Raw genomic sequence first — 25,357 nt, 5'->3', positions numbered from 1 at the left:
GGGACGCCTGCACCACTGCTCGTGAGGCCGGACTGCGCTGCGATCAGCACACCACTGCTCTCAGGGGAACTCGAATAGGCCGCGAACACGGGTCAACGCTACTAGCGCGCGCTCGAAAAGCACGCAAGCGGTCGACCGGACCCGCCAGCGAGACGGAGCCGACTCAGCTACGCAGGCTCTCGACTCCGGTGCCCAGCACCTCGGCGATCTGCTCGGCACTGATCGCACCCTCGCGCAGAATCTTGGGACTGACGTCCGTGAGATCGACGATGGTCGACGGCATCGCCTTCTCGGCCGGTCCACCATCGAGGTACACGGCCACCGACTCCCCCAGTTGCTCCCGGGCCTCGGCGGCGGTGGTCGCCGGCGGTCGGCCGGAGATGTTCGCGCTGGAGACGGCCATGGGCCCGACCTCACGAAGGATCTCGATGGCCACCGGGTGCAGCGGCATCCGCAGCATCACCGTGCCCCGCGTGTCACCCAGATCCCAGGCCAGCGAGGGAGCCTGGTGGACCACCAGACTCAGGCCGCCGGGCCAGAACGCCCGGGTCAGTTCCCTCGCCATCGACGACACTGACAGCACCAGGCCGTCGATGGTGCTCCACGAGCCGACCAGCACGGGCACGGGCATGTCCCGACCCCGTCCTTTGGCGGCCAGGAGGTTGTTGACCGATTCGGAATCGAAAGCGTCGCAACCCAACCCGTACAACGTGTCGGTGGGCAGGACGATCAGGCGGCCACCTTTGGCGGCGCCGACGGCGGCCCGGATACCGGCCGTTCGAGAATGGGGATCGTTGCAGTCGAACGTGGTGCTCACGGGTCCCATCCTTGCATGGTCCCCCTGGCCCCCATCCGCGACGTACCCGCCGGTCAGATGCGGCGGGACGTCGTCGTTCTGGTGGCGGTGACAAAACGCGGCCGTCCGGCCAGATCGTAATTCTGGCCGATCGAATCGAACCGGCCATCGGCGGTCAGCACCTCGATCACCGCCTGCCCCGTGCTGTCGTCGTGCTCGATGGCCACTTTGCCACCCGCCTCGAGGAGCTGGGCGACGGTGGCGATCATCGGAGCGATGACCGACATCCCGTCCGCACCCCCGAAGAGTGCGAGGTGCGGGTCGTGGTCGATCACCTCGACCGGCAATTCGGCTGTCTCGGGTATGTAGGGCGGGTTGGCGACCACAACATCAGCTCTGATGCCGGTCAGAACGGCCGGGTCCCGAACGTCGCCCTGGTGCGTCTCCACTCGATTCGCAACCTGATCGGGCATCCGCGAGAGGTTCCGGTGAAGCCATCGGAGTGGCTCGTCGGCGATCTCTACGGCGTGCACCACGGCGTTGCGTCGAGCGTCCGCGATGGACAACGCGAGTGCACCGCTTCCGCTGCACAGGTCAACCACCACCGGTTCGGCAACGTCGGCAATCGCCTCCAGTGCCCACGACAGCAGCGCCTCGGTTTCCATCCGGGGTATGAACACCCCGGGGCCGACCTCCAGATCGACCATGCCGAACTGGACGTGACCGATGATGTGCTGCAAGGGCTCACGCGCGCGCCGCCGGTCGATCATCGCGCGGTACCTGTCGACCTGCTCCTGAGTCAGCTCGTCGACCGTGACGAGGCCGCCCACGGATGTGCCCGCCACGTGCGCCAGCAGAAGCGCTGCGTCCACGTCCGGGCTGGGGACGCCTGCGGCAGCCAGTTCGGCCGTTGCGGCCCTGCGATGTTCGCGCGCGTTCACTCCGCCTCGAGGCGGGCCTGGCGATCGGCGGTTCTGAGGGCGTCGAGAAGTGCGTCCATGTCGCCTGCGAGAACGGCGTCGAGGTTGCTGGCCTTGTAACCGATCCGGTGGTCGGTGATGCGATTCTCCGGGAAGTTGTAGGTGCGGATCCGCTCGGAACGATCAACTGTCCGTATCTGCGCCGCACGTCCTTCCGACGCTTCGGAGTTGGCTGCTTCCTCCGCGGCCGCCTGCAGGCGCGCAGCGAGGACCTGCATCGCGCGGGCCTTGTTCTGCAATTGTGATCGTTCGTTCTGACAGGTCACGACGATCCCGGTGGGCAAGTGGGTGATCCGGACCGCGGAGTCGGTGGTGTTCACGCCCTGCCCACCCTTGCCCGAGCTGCGGTATACGTCGATGCGGAGATCCGAATCGTCGATCTGCACCTGCTCGACCTCGTCGGGTTCGGGATAGATCAGTACGCCGGCAGCCGAGGTGTGGATACGCCCCTGCGACTCCGTCACCGGAACGCGCTGGACGCGGTGCACGCCACCCTCGAACTTCAATCGCGCCCACACCCCGTCCGGACCGTCGCCTCTCGACTTGATCGAGATGGTGACATCCTTGTACCCGCCGAGATCGGACTCGGTGAGTCCGAGGGTCTGGGCCTTCCAGCCGTGCCGTTCGCAGTACTTGAGGTACATCCGCGCCAGATCCGAGGCGAACAGGGCCGACTCCTCGCCGCCTGCACCCGATTTGATCTCCAACACCACGTCGTCGCCGTCGTGGGGATCGCGTGGCGACAGCAGGTCGGTGAGGGTGGCGTCGAGATCGGCGGCGGTCTTCTCCAGCTCGGGTATCTCGGCCGCAAACGCCGGGTCGTCCGCCGCGAGTTCGCGTGCCGCCTGCAGATCGTCCTGTGCTGCTTGGAGTTTGGTGTACGTGGCCATGATCGGCGCGAGCTCGGAGAAGCGCTTGCCCACGCGGCGCGCGGCAGCGGGGTCATCGTGCAGGGAAGGGTCGGAGAGCTGCGACTGCAAGCCCGCATGCTCGGCGAGAATGTCGTCGATCGCGGACGGCTCGGGGCTGCTCATGACCTGTTCCTACTCGAGAAAAGTTGTGACCGACGGCTGATGGCGTCAACCGGGTGATTCGACGAAAACGGCGCCTGGCCTGCCGCGAAGGCAGACCAGACGCCGGACTTTCAAGCTATTTCTCGGCTGCAGCGTCTTTCTTCGCCGGACGCTTGCCGTAACGCTTCTCGAAGCGTGCGACGCGGCCACCGGTGTCGAGAATCTTCTGCTTGCCCGTGTAGAACGGGTGGCACTGCGAGCAGACCTCGACGTTGATACGACCGTTGTCCTTGGTGGAGCGGGTCGTGAAGGTGTTCCCGCAGCCGCAGACCACAGTGGTCTCGACGTACTGGGGGTGGATTCCCTGCTTCATTCTGGTGTCCCTTTCAATGGTCGCCGGGTCACCTTCGCGGATCGAAGGTGTGAACCGGAACCGGACTCGACCGTTCAGTATGCCAGAGCAGCGATACCATCTCCCAATCGCTGGAATATCGGAGAAGGCGCTGCGCCCATGCTTGGCGGCACGGTCACTGGAACGACACGACAACCATTTTCATTCCGGGGATTTTCCTTCCACGCGAACGGGCATCTACATTCCACCTACGTGAAGTTCCATCGACGTCGTCGGACGTTCCCTCGTCACGACTCCGGGTTAATCGACATACGGCTGGCAGGCACAGTGATGACCAGGTCAAGAACAATTGCGACGGCGGCGACCATCCTGGTCCTGGGGACGACAGGATGTGTGGCCGAGCGCTCCGGCGATCCCGTCCCCGAGTCGGCGGACTCCGGATCGGTGTCGAGCTTCCGACCATCGGCGGACAATCCTGATCCCACCGACGACATCGAAGGCGTCGAGAAGAGGTACTACCCCGCTGCTCTTCACGTGGTCCCGACCGATCGCGTCCGTTACTCGTTCAGCCCGCCCATCGGCGGCCGACACGACGCGGTCTGGGCCGCCTGCACCGGGGTGGTCTACAACGCGGGCATCCGTTCGGAAAACGCCGTGCACTCACTCGAACACGGAGCGGTCTGGCTCACCTACAACCCGGAAGACCTCGACGCCGAAGCCGTGGAATCGCTCGCCGAGCGCGTCGACGGAGTCGACTACACGCTGCTGTCGCCCTACCCCGGATTGGACCGACCGGTGTCGGTGCAGTCGTGGGGACATCAGCTCAAGGTCGACGATGCCGACGACCCACGTATCGACCAATTCATCACCGCGACGAAACAGAACATCCAGAGCGGTGTCTACCCGGAAGCCCCCGAAGAGACCGGTTACCCCGAACCGGGGGCCACGTGCGCGGCGTCCGGCGCGTTCGATCAGCTCGATCCCCCACCGTTCGATCCACGCCCCGGCAACCTGCCGGAGAACTGATCACTGCCACACGAACGAACCCACCCATCCCGTTCGGCCCGCCCTGTGACGGGTGGGTCCACGGGATCAGGTGGAGTCGGTGGCCGCGAGCCGGCGACTAGTCGTCGCCCATGGCCCCCGGTGCGGTCTTCTGGACCTGCATGAGGAACTCGATGTTGCTCTTGGTCTTCTTCAGCTGACTCACCAGGAGATCGATCGCCTGCTGCGAATCGAGGCCGGCAAGCACGCGCCGCAGCTTGTGCACAATGGAAAACTCCTCGGGCGACAACAGCAACTCGTCCTTACGCGTGCTGGACATGTTGACGTCGACCGCCGGGAACACCCTGCGCTCGGAGATCTTGCGATCCAGTTTGAGCTCGGCGTTGCCGGTGCCCTTGAACTCCTCGAAGATCACCGTGTCACCGGTGGAACCGGTCTCGACCAGCGCCGAGGCGATGATGGTGAGCGATCCGCCGTTCTCGATGTTGCGGGCAGCACCGAGGAAACGCTTGGGTGGGTACAGCGCGGTGGAGTCGACACCACCGGACAGGATCCGGCCCGAAGCCGGCGACGCATTGTTGTACGCGCGACCCAGCCGGGTGATCGAATCGAGCAGCACCACAACGTCTTTGCCGTCTTCGACCAGACGCTTGGCCCGCTCGATCGCCAGCTCGGCCACCGAGGTGTGGTCTGACGGCGGGCGGTCGAAGGTGGAGGCGATGACCTCACCCTTCACCGACCGCTGCATGTCGGTGACCTCTTCGGGCCGCTCGTCCACGAGCACCACCATGAGGTAGCACTCGGGGTTGTTGATCGAGATGGCGTTGGCGATGTTCTGCAGAATCGTCGTCTTACCGGCCTTGGGCGGCGACACGATCAGTGCACGCTGTCCCTTGCCGATCGGCATGACCAGGTCGATGACGCGGGTGGAGATGCGCTCGCTGGTGGTCTCCAGGCGAAGACGCTGATTCGGATACAGCGGGGTCAGCTTGTTGAACTCCGGCCGGCGCTTGGCGGTCTCGACGTCAGCGCCGTTCACCGAATCGAGCCGGACCAGCGGATTGAACTTCTGGCGCTGGTTCGACTGCTCACCATCGCGCGGGACCTTGACCGCCCCGGTGATCGCGTCACCGCGACGCAGCCCGTTCTTACGGATGAGGTTCATCGACACGTAGACGTCGTTCGGTCCGGCAAGGTAGCCCGACGTACGAACGAACGCATAGTTGTCCAGCACATCGAGGATTCCCGCGACCGGCTGCAACACGTCGTCGTCGGAGATCTGTGGCTCACGCTCGTTGCCGCCGCCGCCGCCTTCGCCGCGGTCACGTCCCCGACGGCGCTCACGGAAACGGCGTCCCCGGCGACCGCCGCGGCCGTCGCCGTCCTCGTCGTCGTCACGGGGCCCGTTGTCGCGGTTGTCACGGGGGCCGCTGTTCTGGCCACTTCCCTGATCGTTGCGGTTGCGGTTCCTGTTGCCCTGCTCGGAGCGGTTTCCCTGCTCCGAACGGTTGCCCTGGTCGTCGCGGTTGCGGTTGTCGCGGCCCTGGCCCTCGCGGCTCGAGCCGCTGCCCTGGTTGTCGCGGCCCTGGTTGTCGCGACTCTGACCCTCGCGAATCTGATTGTCGCGGCCTTGACCCTCGCGGCTCTGGCTTTCCCGGCCCTGGCTCTCACGGCCCTGGTTGTCCCGGCCTTGACCCTCGCGATTGTCCCGACCTGCGGCCTGCCCGTCGCGACCACGACGACGCTGCCGCCGCTGGTCGTTGCCGTCTGCCTGGTCACCGTCCTGGGAAGACTCGTCGGTCTTCGGCGCGGCCTTCTCCACGGCGGGCGCCGTGGTGGCCGCCTGCTCGGGTTCGACCTTTGTGGTTTCGGTGGTCTTCGTCGCTGCTTCGGCGGCGGGTTCCGCAGGGGCGGAGGCAGCCTTGACCTGCGGCTTCTCGGCAGAGGCAGTCGGCGCGTCCTCCGACGGCGCCGGTCCTGCCGAGGTCTTGTCTGCGGGCGCCTTGCTCGAGGCGGCCTTGCTCTTGGTGGCAGGTGCGCTCGACGCCCCGCCGCTCTGGCGTTCCTTGATGGCCGCGATCAGGTCGCTCTTGCGCATACCCGACGTGCCCTTGATGCCCAGCTCTCCCGCCAGGCCACGAAGTTCAGTCAGAACCATTCCCGAGAGCCCGGTCCCACGACGACGTTCGGCTTTCGGAGTGTCAACTCCACCGAGGTCGAGCGTGTTCTCCGAGCCCGGTGCAGTGATCAGGTCCGTATCCGTCAACGGATATCCTTTCCTTCCCCCGCCGGTAGATTCGCGAGGGCCAAAGTTCTCGCACCCGGAGCCCAGGTGAGAGGTGCCGCTAGTTTTTCAGCGGTCTTATGAGGCGTGTGTCGTTTGCCGCGCTTTATATTTCACGGACTGGCGCCCGCGGGCTGTGATTCGAGTTGACATCCGATGAGAAGCACGCTCGGGTGAAAACATCCGCGGCTGGACGGGTACATGCTAACCAGGATCAGTAGTTCGGGCAACACCCACAGATTGCGGCGTGTTCACAAGCTGCGAATCAATCAAAGTTGCACCCGCCGTCGTCAGTGTACGACTACTCCGGGTGCAATCTCTACTTCCTGCAGAACAAATCCCAGCTCAGCTGCCTTGTCGCGAGTCTGAGTTGGTAGTTCGGACGCCGTCAGCGCCAGCACGGTGGGCCCGGCGCCCGACACGGTGGCCGGTACCCGCCGCTCACGCAACCATCGCACCAGTGCGGCCGTCGCAGGCATCACCGGGGCCCGGTAGTCCTGGTGCAGTCGATCCTCGGTCGCAGCCATCAGCAATTGGGGTTCGGTCGTCAACGCCACCACGGCCAGGGCCGCGCGGCTGACATTGAACACCGCATCCGCCCTGGACACAGCGTCCGGCAACAACCCACGGGTGACTGCGGTCGACGACTCGACCTGCGGAATCATGGCGTAGGCGCGAATAGCTGGATGCATCTCGAGCGACCTCGCGAAATAGTTGAGTGCCGGCGAATCCCCCGCGACGTCCGAGGTGTGGATACCCGCAGTGGGTTCGGACCAGGAGACGACGGCCGAACCGAGCACACTCGCCGAGGCATTGTCCGGATGGCCTTCGAACTCCGAGGACAGCTGGATCAACGCCTCGGTGGACAGTTGTGTTCCCAGGCCGGCTGCGCGGACCAGGCCGGCGGCGACCGCCAGCCCCCCGACGACCGCGGACGCCGACGACCCCAAACCACGGGCATGGGGAATGCTGTTGCGGCACTTGACGTCCAGGCCCGGGGCCGTGACGCCGGCCGCCGCCAGCCCCCGATTGATCGCCCGAACCACCAGGTGTCGCTCGTCGAGCGGTACTCCCTCGGCACCTTCGCCGCTGACGGTGATGCGCAGTGCGTCGCCACCGACGGTGACGGAGATGTCGTCGTAGATGCCCAGAGCGATACCCAGAGAATCGAACCCGGGGCCCAGATTGGCACTCGACGCGGGAACACGCGCTTGCGCCTGGACCCCCGCAGGCAGAACGGGATTCACGTCCACACCTTCGCGACGGAGCCCAGCAACGTGCGAGTCATCGCCAGAGGATTCATCAGTCCGCGTTGCCCACACCGTCATGATCGGTTCCCATCAGCCCACATTCAGCGCGCGTGCGACAGCCACCGGATCAACCGGGATGGCCTCCACCGGCGGGATGCCGGCCAACGCGGTGTCGGGATCCTTGAGGCCGTTGCCGGTGACCGTGCAGACGACGAGCTCGCCGGCAGCCACCCAGCCCTCTTCACGGGCAGCAAGAAGTCCCGCGACACTGGCGGCCGACGCCGGCTCGACGAAGACACCCTCGTGACCCGCGATCAGCCGGTAGGCCTCGAGGAGTTTCTCGTCGGTGGCAGCCCGGAATTGACCACCCGATTCGTCCTTGGCGGCCACTGCCTGGTTCCAGCTGGCGGGTGAGCCGATCCGGATGGCGGTGGCGATCGTCTCGGGATCCTTGACCGGCTTGCCGGTGACCAAAGGGGCCGCGCCGGCCGCCTGCACGCCGAGCATGCGAGGGGTCGACCCGACAACACCGTCGCGGTGGTACTCGGTGTAGCCCTTCCAGTACGCGGTGATGTTGCCCGCGTTCCCCACCGGCAACGCATGCACATCAGGGGCCCTGCCGAGCACATCCATGATCTCGAAGGCGGCGGTTTTCTGACCTTCGATGCGGGCTGGGTTCACCGAATTGACCAGCTCGATCTCGGTCCACTCGGCGGTGGCCTTGCGAGCCAGTTCGAGGCAGTCGTCGAAGTTGCCCTGCACCTGGATGATCTTCGCGCCGTGCATCACGGCCTGGGCGAGTTTGCCCATTGCGATCTTGCCCTCGGGGATGAGGACCGCGCACGTGATGCCTGCGCGGGTTGCGTACGCGGCGGCCGAGGCCGAGGTGTTCCCGGTGGACGCGCACAGCACCGCGGTCTTCCCGTTGTTGACGGCGTTGCTCACAGCCATCGTCATCCCGCGGTCCTTGAACGAGCCGGTCGGGTTGAGCCCCTCCACCTTGAGGTACACCTCGCACCCGGTGATCTCGGACAGGTGCGGTGCGGCGATCAACGGCGTGCCACCCTCGAGCAGGGTGACCACCTTCCAATCGTCCTTGACAGGCAATCGGTCGCGGTACGCCTCGATCAATCCCGGCCACGCGCGGTGCACGGCGACAGACTCACTCATTGGTTCCCTCCAGTCGGAGAACGCTGGACACGCTCAGGACGGCCTCCAGCTTCTCCAGTGCCGCAACGGTTTCGGACAATGCCGCATCAGGTGCGCGATGGGTGACCACCACGAGCCGGGCGTCGTCACCGGCGCCTTCCTGGCGAACGGTCGAGATGCTGATGCCCCGGGAGGAGAACTCTCCGGCGACTGTTGCGAGCACCCCGGCGCGGTCCGCCACGCGCATCGAGACGTAGTACCGGGTCCGCACGTCACCCATGGGGGCGATCGGCAGCGACGCGTACGTCGACTCCAGTGGGCCACGACCACCGTGCACCTTGTTGCGCGCAGCCATCACCAGGTCTCCCAACACCGCCGATGCGGTGGGTGCGCCACCGGCACCCTGTCCGTAGAACATCAGCCGGCCGGCGTTCTCGGCTTCGACGACGACCGCGTTGAAAGCGCCGTTGACCGCCGCCAGAGGATGTTCGAGCGGTACCAGAGCCGGATACACGCGGGCCGAAATCCGTTGCTGCCCATCCTCACCGACGATCCGCTCGCAAATCGACAGCAGCTTCACCGTGCAGTCGAGTGCCTGCGCCGAGACGAGGTCGGCAGCGGTGATCTTGGAGATGCCCTCGCGGTAGACATTGAGGGCGGTGACCCTCGAGTGGAAGGAGATCGACGCCAGGATGGCTGCTTTCGCCGCCGCGTCGTAGCCCTCGACATCGGCCGTCGGGTCGGCCTCGGCGTAGCCGAGTCGGCCTGCCTCTGCGAGGGTCTCCTCGTAGTCACTGCCGTCGGCGTCCATCGCGGACAGGATGAAGTTGGTTGTGCCGTTGACGATTCCGGCGACACGGTTCACGGTGTCACCCGCGAGCGACTGCATCAGAGGGCGAATCACCGGGATGGCGCCGGCCACGGCCGCCTCGAAATACAGATCGACCTTCGCCCCGGCTGCGGCAGTGGCGAGTTCGCCGGTGTAATCGGCGAGCAGCGCCTTGTTGGCGGTGACCACGGACTTACCGCTCTGCAGCGATTCGCGGATCAACATCCGCGGCGGGTCGATGCCGCCGATGAGTTCGACAACGATGTCGACATCGTCGCGGGCAACGAGGTCTTCCGGTTTGTCGGTGAGCAGGGCCGGATCCACCCCGTCACGAGGAACATCGAGGTTCCGGACGGCGACACCGCGCAGTTCCAGTGGGGCGCCGACCCGTGCCTGCAGATCAGCGGCGTTGTCGGTGAGGATGCGAACCACCTCGGTACCGACATTTCCCATTCCGAGTACCGCAACGCCGATGGCGCGGGCCCCGTTGTCGTTGATTCGGCTGTCCGTCACTCGTTCACCTCCAAGCTCAGTAGATCTTCGACAGTTTCACGACGCAGGATCACTCGCGCGTCGCCTCCCCGCGTGGCGACCACGGCGGGTCGGGTGACCATGTTGTAGCGACTCGACATCGAGTAGCAGTAGGCGCCGGTGGCGCCCACCATCAGCACGTCCCCGGGGCCGACATCGTCGGGAAGCCAGCAGTCGCGGATGACGATGTCGCCGCTCTCGCAGTGCTTTCCGACCACCCGACTGACCACAGCGTGCGCAGTGGAGACCCGCGACGCCAGCCGGACGTCGTACTCGGCCTGGTACAGCGAGGTGCGGATGTTGTCGCTCATACCACCGTCGACGGACACGTAACGGCGATGAGCTCCGCCCGGCCCGAGCTGGACGTCCTTGACCGTGCCGACGGTGTACAGCGTGACCCCGGCCGGACCGGCGATCGCGCGACCCGGTTCCACCGCGATGGTCGGAGTGGGTAGGCCCAGTGCGGCCGATTCACGTTCGACGATGGCGGCGAGTTTGTCGGCGACTTCCTGCACCGGAGGCGGGTCGTCAGAGGGCAGGTATGAGATACCCAGTCCCCCACCGAGATCCAGGATCGAGAGTTGGGCGGTCTTGTCCACACCGAACTCCGAGACCACGTCCCGCAGCAAGGACAGGACACGGTGGGCGGCCAGCTCGAAACCACCCACGTCGAAGATCTGCGAACCGATGTGGCTGTGCAGCCCCACCAGTCGCAGGTTGTCGGTGGCGAAGACACGTCGGACCGCGTCCATCGCCGTGCCACCGGCCAGCGAAAAGCCGAACTTCTGGTCTTCGTGTGCCGTGGAGATGAACTCGTGGGTGTGCGCCTCCACACCCACGGTGATCCGGATGAGGACGTCCTGGACCACGCCGAGTCGGCCGGCGATCTCATCGAGACGTTCGATCTCGATCATGGAGTCGAGCACCACGTGCTCCACGCCCGAGGTGACCGCGAGTTCGAGCTCGTACGGCGATTTGTTGTTGCCGTGCAGGGCGATCCGATCGGCCGGAAAGCCCGCACGCAACGCCACCGTCAGCTCGCCGGCCGAACACACATCGAGAGAGAGACCCTCTGAATGCACCCAGCGCGCGACCTCGGTGGACAGGAACGCCTTCGACGCATAGTGGACGTGCTGCGCCGATCCGAACGCCTTGGCCATCTCGGCGCATCGCGCCCGGAAGTCCTCTTCGTTGATGACAAACAGTGGGGTGCCGTATTTCTCGGCCAGCTCGGTGACCGCGATGCCGCCGATCTGCGCGACACCGTTCCCGTCGCGATCGGTGCCCTGCGGGTAGATCGCCTCCGGCAACTGCGCGAGTTCCTCTGAAGAATTGGGCCTTTCGGCCAGGTGCGGTGCCGCCACGACCTCCGCGTGCCGTGGTCCGGCGGGGTGTGCGTTCACATTCGCTCCGGTGCGCTCACGCCGACCATCGCCAAACCGTTGGCGATGACCTGCTGGGTGGCGCCGCACAGAGCCAACCGTGCGGCGTGGAGATCGGTGGGTTCCTCGTCGCCCTGAGGCAGGACCCGGCACCGGTCATAGAACTTGTGATACGTGCTCGCCAGCGCCTCGAGATACCGGCAGATACGGTGCGGCTCACGCAATTGCGCGGCAGCAGCGACCACTGCGGGGAAGTCTCCCAGCGTACGGATCAGGTCGCCCTCGGCCCGATCCACCAGCAGCTCGAGGTGGTCGGTGGAGGCGGTGAGACCCAGTGCCTCGGCATTGCGGCCGATCGCCGCGAGGCGGGCGTGCGCGTATTGCACGTAGTAGACCGGGTTTTCGTTCGACTGGCTGACGAGGAGGTCGAGGTCGATGTCGATGTTCACGTCCACGGACGACCGGATGAGTGAGTAGCGGGCGGCGTCCACACCGACCGCGTCCACCAAATCGTCGAGGGTGATGACCGTGCCCGCTCGCTTGCTCATCCGCACCGGCTGCCCGTCGCGGACGAGATTGACCATCTGCCCGATCAGTACCTCCAAGCGGTCGGGGTCGTCGCCGAGCGCCGCGGCCGCAGCCTTGAGCCGGACGACGTAACCGTGATGGTCGGCGCCGAGCATGTAGATACAGAGATCGAACCCGCGGTCACGCTTGTCCTTGAAGTACGCGATGTCGCCTGCGATGTACGCCGCCTCGCCGTCACTCTTGATGACCACGCGGTCTTTGTCGTCACCGAACGCGGTCGACCGCAGCCACCAGGCGCCGTCGTTCTCGTAGAGGTTGCCGTTTGCCTTCAGTTCGGCGATTGCCTTGTCGACCTGGCCACTCTCGAACATCTTGTTCTCGTGCGTATAGACGTCGAAGTCGGTGCCGAACTCGTGCAGGTTTGCCTTGATCTGCGCGAACATGAGGTCGACGCCTCGGGCACGGAATGTCTCGAGCCGCTCTGCCTCCGGGAGGTCCAGAGCGCCGGGCGCGGCGTCGAGCACCTGTGCCGCGATCTCACCGATGTAGGCGCCGGCATACCCGTCCTCCGGGGTGGGTTCACCGAGTGCCGCGGCAACCAGCGACCGCGCGAACCGGTCGATCTGTGCGCCGTGGTCGTTAAAGTAGTACTCGCGGGTGACCGCGGCACCTTCGGCCGAGAGAACCCGGCCCAGCGCGTCGCCCACGGCAGCCCACCGCGTGCCGCCGAGGTGGATCGGACCGGTCGGGTTGGCCGAGACGAACTCGAGGTTCACCCGGAGCCCGTCGAGAGTTGTCCCGGTCCCGTAGGCCGCACCACGTTCGATCACGCCGGCGACCACCACGTTCTGGGCGTCGGCGGCGAGTCGAATGTTCACGAACCCGGGTCCGGCGATCTCGGCGGTGGCGATGCCCTGACGACTGGAGAGCTCAGCGGCAAGCCATCCGGCCAGCTCACGCGGGTTGACGCCGACCTTCTTACCGAGTTGCAGCGCGATGTTGGTGGCGTAGTCGCCGTGCTCGGGATTGCGCGGCCGTTCCACGACAACACTCTCCGGCAGCGCGGACGGGTCGAGTCCGTGGTCGGTGAGGACGGTTGAGGTGGCGGCATGCAGCAGCACCGCGAGGTCGGCGGGGGTCACGATGCACCATCCTATTGGCCCGCACCTCATCATTGACAATCGCCGTCTCCCTGCACAGCGATTGCCGTCGACGCACACAAGTACACTGTCGGTCGCCGGTTCACATGCCGGCACGCACTCGTTCGCTCACCCCAGTTTTTGCACCGAAAGAGATCCATGGCCGACGCCGATAAAAAGGGCAACAAGATTCCCAAGAAACCGTCCACCGCAGGTAAGTCCGGCAAGAAAAAGGCCGGGCAGGTCCCCGTGGTGAAGGCGGGGGGCGTCGGACGGCAGATCCCGTGGATGACCATCGGCGCAGTGGTGGTGATCATCGCGCTCGTCGGTGGACTGGCCGCGTACCTGGTGCCCAAGTATCTCGATCAGCGCGAAGTCGCGAAGTTCACACCGTCGTCGTCCAATCCCGACCCTTCGGACAAGATCGACGGCGTCACCAAGATCTACTACCCGGCCGGTCAGCACGTGCAGCCGACGCAGCGCGTGGCCTACGACCAGTCGCCTCCGTTCGGCGGACCTCACGACGCGGTCTGGGCCGCGTGTACCGGCATCGTCTACCCGAACCAGTTGCGGACCGAGAACGCCGTCCACGCGCTCGAGCACGGCGCGGTCTGGATCGCCTACAACCCGGACACCATCGCTCCCGGCGACCTCGACATCCTGCAGGACAAGGTCGAGGGCGAGTCGTACATGCTGATGTCGCCCTACCCGGGCCTGGACACGCCGATCTCGCTGCAGTCGTGGGGTCATCAGCTCAAGCTCGACTCCGCAGGCGACGAACGCGTCGACCAGTTCATCGAGGCCCTGCGCCAGAACTCGAACAGCGGCGTGTACCCCGGCCAGCCCGACGCCACCGCGTATCCCGAGATCGGGGCCTCCTGCGCGGCGACGCCCGGCGCGTTCGATCCGAACAACCCGCCCCCGGCCGACGTCGGCCCGATCCCCGCTGACGCCATTCCCATGGACGGCACCGGCACCACCCCCGCCACCGAGGAGGGACTGGTCGCACCGGAGCAGCCGATGACCACCGCTCCGGCCACCCCGGCGCAGCCCGTCCCGGCCACCCCTGCGGGCTGATGGACGACTCGGAGTCCGGCACCGACTCGAACACCCCCGAACAGGCTCAGACCCGGTCGGATACCGGCACCGGAGCGGCTGAGGCCGAGCAGACCTCCGCTTCTGGCGCACATCGCCGACAGCTGCCGGCGATGCTGGTGCTCGGTGCGGTCGCGATGTTGCTGCTCGGTGTGGTCGTCGGCCTGTTGCTTCGCATCAGCTTCGAAGGCGACGACAACAACAGGCCCGCCGAGGACTCGGCTGCGGTGGGCTTCGCGCAGGACATGATCCGTCACCACCAGCAGGCTGTGGAGATGGCGACCATCGAGTTGTACGGCGGAAGCGACCCGCAGGTGCAGTCGCTCGCCTACGACATCCTCACCTCGCAGACCAACCAGATCGGCCAGATGCAGTCGTGGCTGACCCGCTGGGACTATCCCCTCGACAATTCCGACGAGGCGATGGCCTGGATGCAGGGTCACAGTGACGGGCACGGTCACGGGGGCAGCACTGAGTCGAGCATGTCGATGGGGCCGAGGGCGCCCGGTTCACCCCCGATGCCGGGGATGGCGACCACCGCGGAGATGACAAAGCTGCGGACGCTCCAAGGCGCCGAACTGGACACTTTCTTTCTGCAACTGATGTTGCGACATCATCAGGGCGGGACCGAGATGATGGAGTTCGCGGCCGAGCGCGATCACGTCCAGGAAGAGTTCGTCCGGCAACTCGCCCAGCAGATGGTCAACGTCCAGCAATCGGAGTCGGACACGATGACGAAGATGCTCGAATCCCGAGCGGCGCAACCTCTTCCGATGAACTAGTCGCAGGTCACCGGCTGCGCGGCAAGTCCTCGAAGACCGATCGCCAGTACTCCTCGGGAACGGTGTGGCCGGACTTGAGGATCAGCGCCAGGCCGGTCGCCATGAAGATGCCCAGGACGCCCAGCCACAGGCCGAACACCCCGATGGCAATCCAGGCCGCGGTGACCAGTGGCGGCCACGGATCGAGCACCACCAACAGCGGGGCGAACAGGAACCCGAGTCCGATGTACCAGGACGAGCCTGCCCGATCCATGATCAGGACCGCCCGTAACCAGCGTGGCGCCCCGGGCAAAGTGGTCGTGACTGCGTTTTGTCGATCGGTATCCATGCCTCCAGGGTCACCGCTTCGGTGGTCGAAAACGATTACGCCGGAGGTAAGAAAAGCGCCCCCGCCTGCGTAGTCCGACCACTGCCTGGCGATATGGCAACGGAAAACGAGAACACGTTCTAGTATGGGACCATCCACACACGGCTCGGGGATGGTGTATGTACGACTTCGAAGAACGACGTGACGATGACTCCGCCCTGTCATCAGAGCGGTTTCCGAAACCGCCCCTCGCGCTGACCGCGCTCGAACTGGCTCGCGTGATGGTCGAGTACCCCACATCGGCGGTGGTGGACGCCATCCTCCCGAGCCACGGTGTGGGCGAGGGACGTCCGGTGCTGGTGATCCCCGGTTTCTACGCAACCGACGGTCTCACCAACAGGATGCGTTCCCATCTGCGCGGTCTCGGTTACCGAGCCCACGGATGGCACCTCGGCCGTAACTTCGGATTGACCGACCACATCGTCGAGGGGCTACCCGACCGACTGGACCGACTTCACCAACGTTATGGCGTGCCGGTCAGTGTTGTGGGCTGGAGTTTCGGCGGCCTGCTCGCCCGGTGGCTGGGCCACGAACGTCCCGACGCGGTACGGCAGGTGATCTGCCTGGGGTCCCCGTGGCGACCCGAGGGCGAGGTGACCAGGACGACGGCGATGTTCGAGCACGCCGCACGGAAGTACGGCCTTGTCGACAACGCGCGAGAGATCGTCGACACCCTCCGAGGACCGCTGCCCGTCCGATGTACGGCGATCTATTCCAAGACCGACGGGATACTCAACTGGCGTAGTTGTGCACTCGACGAGGACGACAACTGCGAGAACATCGCCGTTCTCAGCAGCCATATCGGGCTGGTCTCCAATCCCCTGGCCCTGAGCGTGCTCGCTGATCGACTGGCCCAGAACCCGCTTGCGCCAGAACCTTTCGATTGGGCGCGGTGTGTTCGTCACACCCTCCTCGGTCCATCGGTGAGCGCCCCGACGTTGAGAAAGACCGCATGAGCACCGACAAGACGGCCGGCGAGTCCGGCGACGAGCCCACAGTCGCAGAGTCGGACGAAGAACTCTGGGAGTTGCGCGACGGAGCCTGGGTGACCCGGTTGATCCCGATCCTGCGATTGGCGGTCAAGGGCTGGTTCCGGTCCGAGGTGAAGGGCATGGCGAACGTGCCCGATGGCGGAGCGCTGCTGGTGTCCAATCACTCCGGAGGTCTCCTCGCGATGGACGTTCCGGTGATCGCGGTGGAGTTCTTCGATCATTTCGGCAGTGAGCGCCCGCTGTACGTGCTGGCCCACGACATGCTGTTCATCGGCCAGGGAAAACAACTGTTCGCTCGCGCCGGTTTCGTTCCGGCCAATCGCCGCAACGCCGATCAGCTCCTCCGCAGCGGCGGCGTCACGATTGTCTTCCCCGGTGGCGACTATGACGTGTTCCGGCCGTCGACCTCGGCCAATCGCATCGACTTCAACGGCCGTACGGGGTACGTGCGCACGGCTCTCGAGGCCGGGGTTCCCATCGTCCCGGTGGTGAGCATCGGAGGACACGAGGCCCAGATCTTCCTCAGCCGCGGTGAGGATCTCGCGAAGCTCCTGCGTCTCGACAAACTCATGCGGACCAAGCTCGCCCCGCTGTCCTTCGGATTCCCGTTCGGGTTGTCGCTGCAGTTCCCTCCGAACCTGCCGATGCCGACCAAGATCGAGACACGGGTGCTCGAACCGATCGACATCGTCGCGGAGTTCGGAACCGACCCCGACATCGCCGAAGTCGATCGCGTGGTCCGCGACCGTATGCAGTCCACGTTGGATGAGATGGCCCGGGCACGCCGCTTCCCGGTGCTCGGATGACCACAGGATCAGGAGCCACGTCGTGACCGAGTTGATAGGCCGGATTCGCCGGATGCTGTGGACCATCGGGGTACTCGTCCGCAGTGGCATGCTCGCCCCGCTGCGCCCGGACAAGTACCTGCGGATGGGACTCGTGATCTGGCGTCAGGGCACCACACCGATGACCGGCCTCGGGTTGGCAGCAGTGCGGCGGCCGAACGCCACTGCCCTCGTCGACGAACTGGGCAGCCTGACGTGGGCGCAGCTCGACACCCGTAGCGACGCTCTCGCCACGGCGTTGCGCGACCTGCGGCGAGAGCCCGACCAGACCGTCGGCATCCTCTGCCGCAACCACCGTGGCCTCGTCGAAAGCCTCTTGGCATCAACAAAACTCGGTGCCGACTCGCTCCTGTTGAACACCGGGTTCTCGGGCCCTCAGCTCACGGAGGTCCTCCTTCGCGAGCACACCGGCGTCCTCATCTACGACGAAGAGTTCGCCGATCTCGTGGCCCACGCCCGTTCGCACGTCGAGGATCTCGCCGAAGTGATCGCGTGGACCGACAGCAGCACCGACGCCCCCACCGTCGAAGGGCTCATCAACAAGCATCGCGGCGCAAAACGTCCGGGACGTCCTGATTCCCCCGGACGTATCGTCCTGCTGACCTCCGGTACAACCGGGACCCCCAAAGGCGCACGCCGCTCCGGTGGCGGGGGCGCCGGGGCGCTCGCGGCCATGTTCGACCGCATCCCATGGAAGGCGGAAGAGAAGATCGTCGTCGCGGCGCCCATGTTCCACGCCTGGGGCTTCGGGCAGCTCGCCGTGGCCGGGACGATGACCTGCACCGTGGTGATGCGCCGCAAGTTCGATCCGGAGGCAACGCTGAAGTTGGTTGCCGAGCACCGGGCCACCGGTCTCGCGCTCGTGCCGGTGATGCTCGAACGCATCATGGATCTGCCGTCCGAGGTCCTCGACCACTACCAGCTGAGCTCACTGCGTTTCGCCACGGTCAGCGGATCGCGGATGAGGGCCGACGCCGTCACCGGTTTCATGGATCGGTTCGGTGATGTGGTCTACAACAGCTACAACGCCACCGAGGCGGGCCTGATCAGTACGGCGACACCTGCGGACCTGCGCGCTGCGACAGACACTGCCGGCCGGCCCGCAGCCGGTACCGAGGTACGGATCCTCGACGACAACCTCGACGAGTTGCCCGTCGGCGAAGTGGGAAAGATAGCCGTCTTCAGCAACTCTCACTTCGAGGGGTACACGTCGGGTGACTCCAAGGACTTCCACGGCGACTTCATGTTGTCGGGCGACGTGGGCCGCCTGGACGAGAACGGTCGATTGTTCGTTGTCGGCCGTGACGACGACATGATCGTCTCGGGCGGCGAGAACGTCTACCCACTGGAGGTCGAGGAAACACTCAACGCCCATCCCTCGGTCCTTGAAGCTGCAGTGCTCGGAGTCGACGACGAGAAATACGGACAACGGCTGGCGGCCTACGTGGTACTCAAGCCCGGGGAGGATGCTTCCTGCGACGATCTCAAAGCACACGTCAAGTCCCAACTGGCCGGCTTCAAGGTGCCCCGCGACGTCGAGTTCCTCGACGCCCTCCCCCGCAACGCCACCGGCAAGGTGGTCAAACGCGAACTCACCGGACCCGCGTGATGACAAACGCGGAACAGTTTGGGTAAGTCGCCGATGACGCGCCCCGCACCCCTCCATACTTCCGGAATGGAGCGAATGGAAGGGGTTGATGCCGGCTATCTGTACATGGAAACGCCAACCATGCACATGCACACGCTGAAGATAGCCATCATCGAGCCGCGAGAGGGTTTCACGTTCGAGCGTTTCCAGGAGCAGATGCTGGCCAGGCTCGGCCAGCTTCCCCCGCTGCAGCGGCGGGCTCTGCCCGTACCGCTCTCGCTCAACCACCCGCTGTGGATCAGTGACCAGCCGATCGATCCCGAGCGGCATCTTTTTCTGCACGACCTGCCGACCCCCGGCGGTATGGCGGAGCTCGAGGCGGTCACCGGCGAGATCGCGGGAACCCCACTCGACAGGTCGATCCCGCTGTGGGAGATGCATGTGTGTCAGGGCATGGCCGACGGGCGAATCGCGGTGATAGGCAAGATGCACCACGCGCTCGCGGACGGCGTCGCGGCCAACGCGCTTCTGGGCAACATCACCGACCAGCGTGACGATCCTGAGCAGAACCCTGTGCCGCAAGAGCATTCGAGTTCTGACAACTGGGATCTCGAACCGACGCCCACCAAGGCCGAGCAGACCCGGCTTGCCCTGTCCGACGCCATCCGCCAGATGGGCACGGTGCACGGCCTCCTGTCGCGTACGGCGTCCGGAGTCAGTGCGGTGGTGCGACATCGTCGTGGTGAATCGGTGTCGGTACCCCGACCGGTCCTCGACGCGCCCAAGGCGTCGTTCAATGGCGCGCTCGGTGCCTCGCGCATCTTCGCCACGTGCACGCTCCCCCTCGACGACATCAAGCAAGTGCGAAAAGCCAACGGCGTCACCGTGAATGATGTGGTGCTGGCGATCGTCGCCGGAGCGCTGCGCGACTGGACCAGGTCGCGCGGCGAGGACCTGTCCGGATCACTTCTGGCCGGGGTCCCGGTGTCGACCGACGACCCCGAGGGCCCCGCGCGTCTCGGCGGCAACCGGGTGTCGAATCTGTTCACGACCCTCGCCACCGACGTGGACGACCCACGTGAACGGTTACTCGAGATCTCGCGGACAACCGCCGCCTCGAAGAAGGTGCAACAGCACCTGGGTCCTCACATGCTCACCGACTGGGTGCAGTTCACCCCACCGGCACCCTTCAGCGCGGCCCTCAAGCTCTATTCGAAATACAACATGGCGGCCAGACACTCGCCGCCGTTCAACGTCATCGTGTCCAACGTCAAGGGTCCGGCGCAGGACGTGACAATCGCCGGTTCGAAGCTGAGTGATCTCTTCAGCGTCGGACCACTCATCGAAGGTATCGGCCTCAACGTGACCGCGTGGTCCTACGCCGGCCGGCTCAACGTCTCGATTCTGAGCTGCCCAGACCTGGTGGACGATCTCGGTCCGCTCGTGGCACGGATGCGTCCGGCTCTCGATGAACTGGCGAACATGCCCGACTGAGCAGTTCGAGCGAGAGGACGACCATATGACAGTACAGCTGGCCGGAAAGGCCCTGAACCGGGTCGCGAGTACCAGTGCCGACGCCATACGCAGCGGGGTGGGGGCAGGACTGAAGCAGATCATGCCGTCCGCACCTGCAGTCGACGCCGTGCCCGAGGGCCGGATCGTCGAGCTCCCCGGGCGTGGCCGAACGTTTGTCGTCGACGTGCCCGGCCCCTCACCCACCGCTCCCACGATCGTGTTGCTGCACGCACTGGGATGCACCTCGTATCTGAGCTGGGTGGCCACCTTCAGTGAGCTGTCGCAGCACTACCGGGTTGTCACGTTCGACCAGCGATGGCATGGGCGGGGTATCCGGTCGTCGCGTTTCCGGTTCGTCGACTGTGCAGACGATGTGGTGGCCGTGATGGACGCCCTGGGCATCGAACAAGCAGTCGTGGCCGGCTACTCCATGGGCGGCGCAGTGGCCCAGTTGACGTGGCAGCGGCACCGCAGGCGTGTATCGGGTCTGGTGCTCTGCTCCACCGCGAGAAACTTCCGCGGAAAGAAGGGTGAGCGACTGTTCTTCCCCCTGATGACCGCGGCGATGCATCCGTTGGCCAGCTTTGCGCTGTCGCATGTCGACCGGCTGGCACAGACCCTCCCCGAGCTGCCGTCGGTGGAAGTGGCGAACCCGACCGCGTGGAGCAAGGTCGAGTTCCGCAGTACCAGTGCCTGGTCCCTACCCGAGGCGCTCGGTGAGCTCGGTCGTTTCGACTCCGCAGCCTGGATCGGCGGGGTCGACGTTCCGACTGCTGTGGTGGTGACCGGGAAAGACCACATCATCCCCTCACGCCGCCAGCGCAAGCTGGCCGACTCGATACCCGGCGCCCAGGTCTTCACCGCGCGCGGTGGGCACGCGGCCATCGTGTTGGGGGCAACGGGGTGGGTTCCGGTGTTCCTCGAGGCGGTCCAAAACGTGACCGACCGTGTGACACCCGGTACCAGAGCAGCGATCTGAGCCGGAGATGTCGCCTGAATCTGTGCCCCCGGCAGGATTCGAACCTGCGGCCTTCCGCTCCGGAGGCGGACGCTCTATCCCCTGAGCTACGGGGGCTCATTGGGCGAGAGTCAGCCTAGCGCATCGGGTGTGGGCATCCCAAAACGGATGGGCCGGGCGCGTTCACACGGCCACGAGGTGAGCCCCGCCCACACCCTGATAGCGCTGCGGCGTGCACGTGAGCACGATGACCTGGGTGTTCCGTCCGGCGTGTCCCAGGACCGCTCCCATGCTGGCCAGGCGCTCGGGGTCGGTGTAACCCAGGGCGTCATCGATGATGACCGGCACGCCGTCTGCGGGGTCGACGAGCATGGCGCACGCCAGTCGGCTGATGATGCCCAGCTGTTCTTTCGCGCCGCCGGAGAGGGCATCGTGGTCGACGGTGACCCCGTCGAGGGTCCGGGTGGTGATGCGCAACTCCTCATCGATCCCGACGCCCAGGCTCGACCCGAACACAACTTTGCCCAGCCGGAGCACCTGGTCGGTGAACGGCTGGACATAGCGGCGCCGGGTGTTGTCGCGGTGACGCTGCAACGTGTGGAGCAACAATTCTGCCGCCTGCGCACGGACCCTGACCCGCTCCAGGACACCCTGTGCGGCTTCCAATTCGGTTGCTGCGACATGTAACTGGTCCAGCTGGCCATCGTCGCGACGGATCTCGATGCGCGTGCGCAGTTCGGCGATCTCCGTCCCGAGACCGGCCAGCCGCGGCTCGGCATGCTCCACCAGCGCGGAGACGTTGGCGTAGTGCAGTTCCAGTGTCTCCGGGTCTGCCTCGTCGATGTCGCGGGCGGCACGTGCCATCGCCTTCTCCGCTTGTGCGATGTGCTCGACGATCGCCACGCGCCGCTCGTCCAGCGCCTCATCGGTACGGTCGTCGCACAATTGATGGTGCTGGTCTTGCAGATCATCACGATCGGCGCGCAGCTGGACGAGACGCTCGTCCAGGATCCGGTGCTCGTTGTCCAGACTGCGCAGCTCGCTCTGCACCTCTGCTCGTTGCTGGGTGACCCCGGCGAGCCGAACCGAGGCGGCATCTGCACGCCGTTCGGCCTCCTCGACGTCGGCGGTGGCTGTGGTCGTCGACTGGGCGTCGATCCGAGATGTCAACTCGGCCAATTCGGCACGCAGCGTGTCCTCGTCACGGTCGCCCAGAACCGCGGCCAGCTGTGACCGAACGCTGTCGACCGCGTCTGACGCCCGTTCGCGACGGCGCACCTGGGCCCGCAATTCGGCCACGTCCGCGACGCCGCGCTCGTCCAGGAAACCCGCAAGGGCCCGCTCCGCACCGGCCAGCCGGCCGGCCAGTGTTGCCGACTCGGCCCCGGGCGCCACGGCCACCCGCACCACACCGTCCACCTCCACCACCGTGCCCTCGGTGAGTGCGAACTCGGTGGTCGCCGTGTCGACACCGTCGACGGTGATGGCGTGGTCTCCGAGTTTCGTGACCGAGACAAATGCTGCAGCAGAACGTGATTCGGCGCGCGCGATGGTGACTCGCTGGGCGAGGTCTTCGGCGATGTCGAGGTCGTCGTGGTCACTGATGACAGCAGCGACCTGGCGCCGGGCGGCCGTCAGCTGTTCGCGCAGCGATCCGACGCGCTCCAGCAGTGCGGCGATCTCGTCGCGGCGCGTGCGCAGCGCATTGTTCTTCGCCGCAGCCCTGGCGGCGGCGACCTCCTCGGCCGCCCGGGCCTCTGCCAGCCGCGCATCCTCCATGTCGCGGTCGAGGCGCGTCAGCTCGACCCGTCGTGTGTCCGCGACACCTCTGACGTGGTCGACCGCCCGGATGGTCACGTCGATGGTGTGCTCACAGTCGCTGACCCGCTTGCAGGCTGCGACGCGCTGGTCCTTTTCGCGGTCGAGAGACTGCAATTCGTTGTGGAGAGAGCGCATTTCGGTTCGCGCCTCGTCATGCCGCCGTTGCAGGCCCACCGCCTGCTCTCGCTGTTCGGTGAGCGAGGCCAGTTCCACCTTTGCCATCTCCAGCGAATTAGCCAGTTCCCGGCGCGTGGTGGTGAGCGTCTCCAGGCGCGCGGCGTCCGCGGTCACCTGGTCCATCGCAGCGGCCAGCTCGGTGTGACGAGCCTGGGCGCGTTCCACGTCGGCTGTGGCCGCAGCCAGTTCCCGGGCAGGACGACCTTGTGCCGCAGTGAAATAGCGCTCGTACTCCGCACGTACAGCGTCGAGCAACGCCGAGTCATCCGACCCGGGGTCGGTTCCGGACGACGTCGTGCCTGCTGCGGTGTCCAGTGCACGAGACAACGCTGCGCTCGACGATAGTTCGCCGACCACCGGGTCTCCTGCCTGGAGCAGGCGCAACGCCTTGAACAGGCCCGCGTCGACACGCTCATCGAGGATGGCGCACACACGCTCGTGGGCCGCGCGGCCACTGAGCTGCTCTCTCACCGGCTCATCGATGACCAGTTCAGTGCGGGCACCCCTGTTGTACTGCTTGGTGTACGTGAATCGGTAGGGGCCACAGCTGATGTCGGCCTCCACCACCGACCCGACATCGAGACCGGATGGGGCGACGGCACGTACCTTGCCGCTCTTGCTGTCCGAGCGCACCTCCAGCAGCAGATCGAGAGCCTCGATCATCGATGACTTGCCGGCCTCGTTGGCACCCTCCACCACGGTGACCCCGACCTCGGGAAAGATGATCTCCCGCTCGGTGATCCCGCGAAAGTGGCTCAGCCTCAATCGATGGAGCTTCACCGGCTACCACCGGCCAGCCGGAAGAGCAGGGCGAGGGCCTCCTGCGCCGCGGCTGCCTGCGAGTCGGTGGCGCGTGCCAGCTCGGACAGTTCGGTGACGGCGTCGCCGATGAAGCCCGTCAGTGCCATCTCGGCGAAGTCCTCGTCGTCGGGTCTGATCACCAGGTCGTGACGCAGATCCCAGAACGTCAGTGCGGCAAATCGATCCGAGAACTCCTCGAGCATCGCATCGAGTTCTGATCGTTCGGTGATACTCACTGACCCACGCAGCGCCAATTGCACCACGGTGTTCGCCTTGTGGTCGAAGGCGTCGAGGCGCCGCCGCAATCCGGAGATGTCGTCAGCGCTGTTGATATCGTGCTCGACGGTGCGAAAAGCCCACTGCCCCACGGGTTCGGCAGTGACATGCACGGTGTTCTCATCCTGCGCAGGGGCGACACCCGGCATGTACTGACCGCGGGTGAGGGTGACCACCAGTGCTCGGCCCGGATCGTCCTCGCGGTGATCGTAGTTGGTGACCTCCTGCGCTCCGGAATACCAAATCCGTCCGGTGTCACCGATATCGGTGACCGAATGCCGGTCTCCCAGCGCCACATAGTCGATCAACCCGTCCGCGATGGCGCGTTCGAGTTCGGCGACCTGGATGAGGGTGGGGTCGTCGGAGTCGGGTGCGAGCGTGTCGACCCGTCCATGACCGGCAACGATCCGGATGTCCTCGCTCGGCCCGAGCATGGAGACCTGCTGTGCGATGGTGTCGACCAGCGGCACCTTGCTGGTCCACGGCGCCGCGATCAGCTGCACGCCGGGGCGCACATGAAACGCACCGACCGTTCCGAGAACATGGACATGGTCGGGCTTGTGGTCGGTGAACACGCGCGAGTTGTAGATGCTCGCGGCGTCGAGCGGGTCGTGATTGCCCGGAAGGAGGTACACCGGGCACCCGATCTGCTGCAGGTGGTCGAGACTTCGACGAATGACGCGCGAGGACACCTGCCGGTCCTCGAACACGTCGCCACACACCAGTACGAACTCGGCGTTGTGCGTAGCGGCCAGCTGACCGATGCGTCCGATGGCCTCCTGACGCGCTGCTGTGTACCGCGCCTGGGCATCACCCTTGAGGAAGTGTCTGGTCATGCCGAGCTGCCAGTCCGCGGTGTGGATGAAGGTCACCTCCTGCGCAGGCAGCGACAACGGCAGAGC

The 25,357-nt window shown here is 65.7% G+C and carries 21 protein-coding genes and 1 tRNA gene; 8 read left to right on the top strand and 14 right to left on the bottom strand.

What is annotated here, in order from left to right; all coding sequences use genetic code 11:
* Positions 1-163 precede the first annotated feature (163 nt).
* From MVA47_RS14245 to rpmE, 4 genes are all read right to left on the bottom strand, one after another.
* Positions 164-817 (bottom strand): L-threonylcarbamoyladenylate synthase, encoded by a 654-nt coding sequence (locus tag MVA47_RS14245; protein WP_062800338.1) that lies wholly within the window; start codon positions 815-817, stop codon positions 164-166.
* A 53-nt stretch (positions 818-870) separates the two neighbouring features.
* Complete coding sequence (gene prmC / locus MVA47_RS14240; protein ID WP_247208414.1) at positions 871-1,737, bottom strand: peptide chain release factor N(5)-glutamine methyltransferase; 867 nt, start codon at positions 1,735-1,737, stop codon at positions 871-873.
* Entirely contained in the window at positions 1,734-2,810 is a 1,077-nt protein-coding gene (gene prfA, locus MVA47_RS14235) for a peptide chain release factor 1 (RefSeq protein WP_247208413.1), read from the bottom strand. Before prfA ends, prmC begins: the two co-directional genes overlap by 4 nt.
* Before the next feature lie 115 nt (positions 2,811-2,925).
* Positions 2,926-3,162: a 50S ribosomal protein L31 gene (gene rpmE, locus MVA47_RS14230; RefSeq protein WP_062800230.1), complete on the bottom strand. Its 237-nt coding sequence runs from the start codon at positions 3,160-3,162 to the stop codon at positions 2,926-2,928.
* Positions 3,163-3,471: 309 nt separating this feature from the next.
* On the opposite strand from rpmE, the gene MVA47_RS14225 reads away from it, so the two are divergent.
* Positions 3,472-4,167 (top strand): DUF3105 domain-containing protein, encoded by a 696-nt coding sequence (locus MVA47_RS14225; protein WP_247208412.1) that lies wholly within the window; start codon positions 3,472-3,474, stop codon positions 4,165-4,167.
* Between the two features lie 97 nt (positions 4,168-4,264).
* On the opposite strand, the gene rho is transcribed toward MVA47_RS14225, so the two are convergent.
* From rho to argS, 6 genes are all read right to left on the bottom strand, one after another.
* Positions 4,265-6,412, bottom strand: a complete 2,148-nt coding sequence (gene rho / locus MVA47_RS14220; RefSeq protein ID WP_247208411.1) for a transcription termination factor Rho — start codon at positions 6,410-6,412, stop codon at positions 4,265-4,267.
* Between the two features lie 308 nt (positions 6,413-6,720).
* Positions 6,721-7,677 (bottom strand): homoserine kinase, encoded by a 957-nt coding sequence (gene thrB / locus MVA47_RS14215; protein WP_247208410.1) that lies wholly within the window; start codon positions 7,675-7,677, stop codon positions 6,721-6,723.
* Positions 7,678-7,770: 93 nt separating this feature from the next.
* Positions 7,771-8,850 (bottom strand): threonine synthase, encoded by a 1,080-nt coding sequence (thrC, locus tag MVA47_RS14210; RefSeq protein ID WP_030174308.1) that lies wholly within the window; start codon positions 8,848-8,850, stop codon positions 7,771-7,773.
* Positions 8,843-10,171, bottom strand: a complete 1,329-nt coding sequence (locus MVA47_RS14205; protein ID WP_308280550.1) for a homoserine dehydrogenase — start codon at positions 10,169-10,171, stop codon at positions 8,843-8,845. Before MVA47_RS14205 ends, thrC begins: the two co-directional genes overlap by 8 nt.
* A complete protein-coding gene (gene lysA, locus MVA47_RS14200; RefSeq protein ID WP_247208409.1) occupies positions 10,168-11,592 on the bottom strand; it encodes a diaminopimelate decarboxylase in 1,425 nt (474 codons plus the stop codon). The genes MVA47_RS14205 and lysA overlap by 4 nt, the downstream gene beginning before the upstream one ends.
* Positions 11,589-13,241 carry an arginine--tRNA ligase gene (gene argS, locus MVA47_RS14195; RefSeq protein ID WP_247208408.1) on the bottom strand — a complete coding sequence of 551 codons (1,653 nt, stop codon included), beginning with the start codon at positions 13,239-13,241 and terminating at the stop codon, positions 11,589-11,591. Before argS ends, lysA begins: the two co-directional genes overlap by 4 nt.
* A gap of 156 nt (positions 13,242-13,397) precedes the next feature.
* Here argS and MVA47_RS14190 point away from each other — a divergent pair, with 156 nt between their 5' ends.
* Both MVA47_RS14190 and MVA47_RS14185 read left to right on the top strand, forming a co-directional pair.
* Positions 13,398-14,315, top strand: a complete 918-nt coding sequence (locus MVA47_RS14190) for a DUF3105 domain-containing protein (RefSeq protein WP_247208407.1) — start codon at positions 13,398-13,400, stop codon at positions 14,313-14,315.
* Complete coding sequence (locus tag MVA47_RS14185) at positions 14,315-15,115, top strand: DUF305 domain-containing protein (RefSeq protein ID WP_247208406.1); 801 nt, start codon at positions 14,315-14,317, stop codon at positions 15,113-15,115. Before MVA47_RS14190 ends, MVA47_RS14185 begins: the two co-directional genes overlap by 1 nt.
* A 7-nt stretch (positions 15,116-15,122) precedes the next feature.
* On the opposite strand, the gene MVA47_RS14180 is transcribed toward MVA47_RS14185, so the two are convergent.
* Positions 15,123-15,443 (bottom strand): hypothetical protein, encoded by a 321-nt coding sequence (locus MVA47_RS14180; RefSeq protein ID WP_247208405.1) that lies wholly within the window; start codon positions 15,441-15,443, stop codon positions 15,123-15,125.
* Positions 15,444-15,601: 158 nt separating this feature from the next.
* On the opposite strand from MVA47_RS14180, the gene MVA47_RS14175 reads away from it, so the two are divergent.
* From MVA47_RS14175 to MVA47_RS14155, 5 genes are all read left to right on the top strand, one after another.
* A complete protein-coding gene (locus tag MVA47_RS14175) occupies positions 15,602-16,438 on the top strand; it encodes a triacylglycerol lipase (RefSeq protein ID WP_247208404.1) in 837 nt (278 codons plus the stop codon).
* Entirely contained in the window at positions 16,435-17,280 is an 846-nt protein-coding gene (locus MVA47_RS14170; RefSeq protein WP_247208403.1) for a lysophospholipid acyltransferase family protein, read from the top strand. Before MVA47_RS14175 ends, MVA47_RS14170 begins: the two co-directional genes overlap by 4 nt.
* Positions 17,281-17,332: 52 nt before the next feature.
* Positions 17,333-18,928, top strand: a complete 1,596-nt coding sequence (locus tag MVA47_RS14165) for an AMP-binding protein (protein ID WP_247210787.1) — start codon at positions 17,333-17,335, stop codon at positions 18,926-18,928.
* Positions 18,929-18,994: 66 nt separating this feature from the next.
* On the top strand, positions 18,995-20,401 hold the full coding sequence (locus tag MVA47_RS14160; protein WP_247208402.1) for a wax ester/triacylglycerol synthase family O-acyltransferase: 1,407 nt from the start codon (positions 18,995-18,997) through the stop codon (positions 20,399-20,401).
* A 25-nt stretch (positions 20,402-20,426) separates the two neighbouring features.
* On the top strand, positions 20,427-21,401 hold the full coding sequence (locus tag MVA47_RS14155; protein ID WP_247208401.1) for an alpha/beta fold hydrolase: 975 nt from the start codon (positions 20,427-20,429) through the stop codon (positions 21,399-21,401).
* Positions 21,402-21,424: 23 nt separating this feature from the next.
* Here MVA47_RS14155 and MVA47_RS14150 read toward each other — a convergent pair.
* The 3 genes from MVA47_RS14150 to MVA47_RS14140 form a co-directional block, all read right to left on the bottom strand.
* Positions 21,425-21,497 (bottom strand) — tRNA-Arg (locus MVA47_RS14150).
* Positions 21,498-21,563: 66 nt separating this feature from the next.
* Positions 21,564-24,158, bottom strand: coding sequence for an AAA family ATPase (locus MVA47_RS14145; RefSeq protein WP_247208400.1), 2,595 nt, complete (start codon positions 24,156-24,158; stop codon positions 21,564-21,566).
* The gene (locus MVA47_RS14140) at positions 24,155-25,327 is read right to left on the bottom strand and encodes an exonuclease SbcCD subunit D (protein WP_374474384.1); all 1,173 of its coding nucleotides are present in this window, start codon (positions 25,325-25,327) and stop codon (positions 24,155-24,157) included. Before MVA47_RS14140 ends, MVA47_RS14145 begins: the two co-directional genes overlap by 4 nt.
* Between the last annotated feature and the right edge of the window lie 30 nt (positions 25,328-25,357).

The sequence above is a fragment of the Williamsia sp. DF01-3 genome, from assembly GCF_023051145.1.
Classification (GTDB): domain Bacteria; phylum Actinomycetota; class Actinomycetes; order Mycobacteriales; family Mycobacteriaceae; genus Williamsia.
This window is presented reverse-complemented; position numbering and strand designations above follow the sequence as displayed.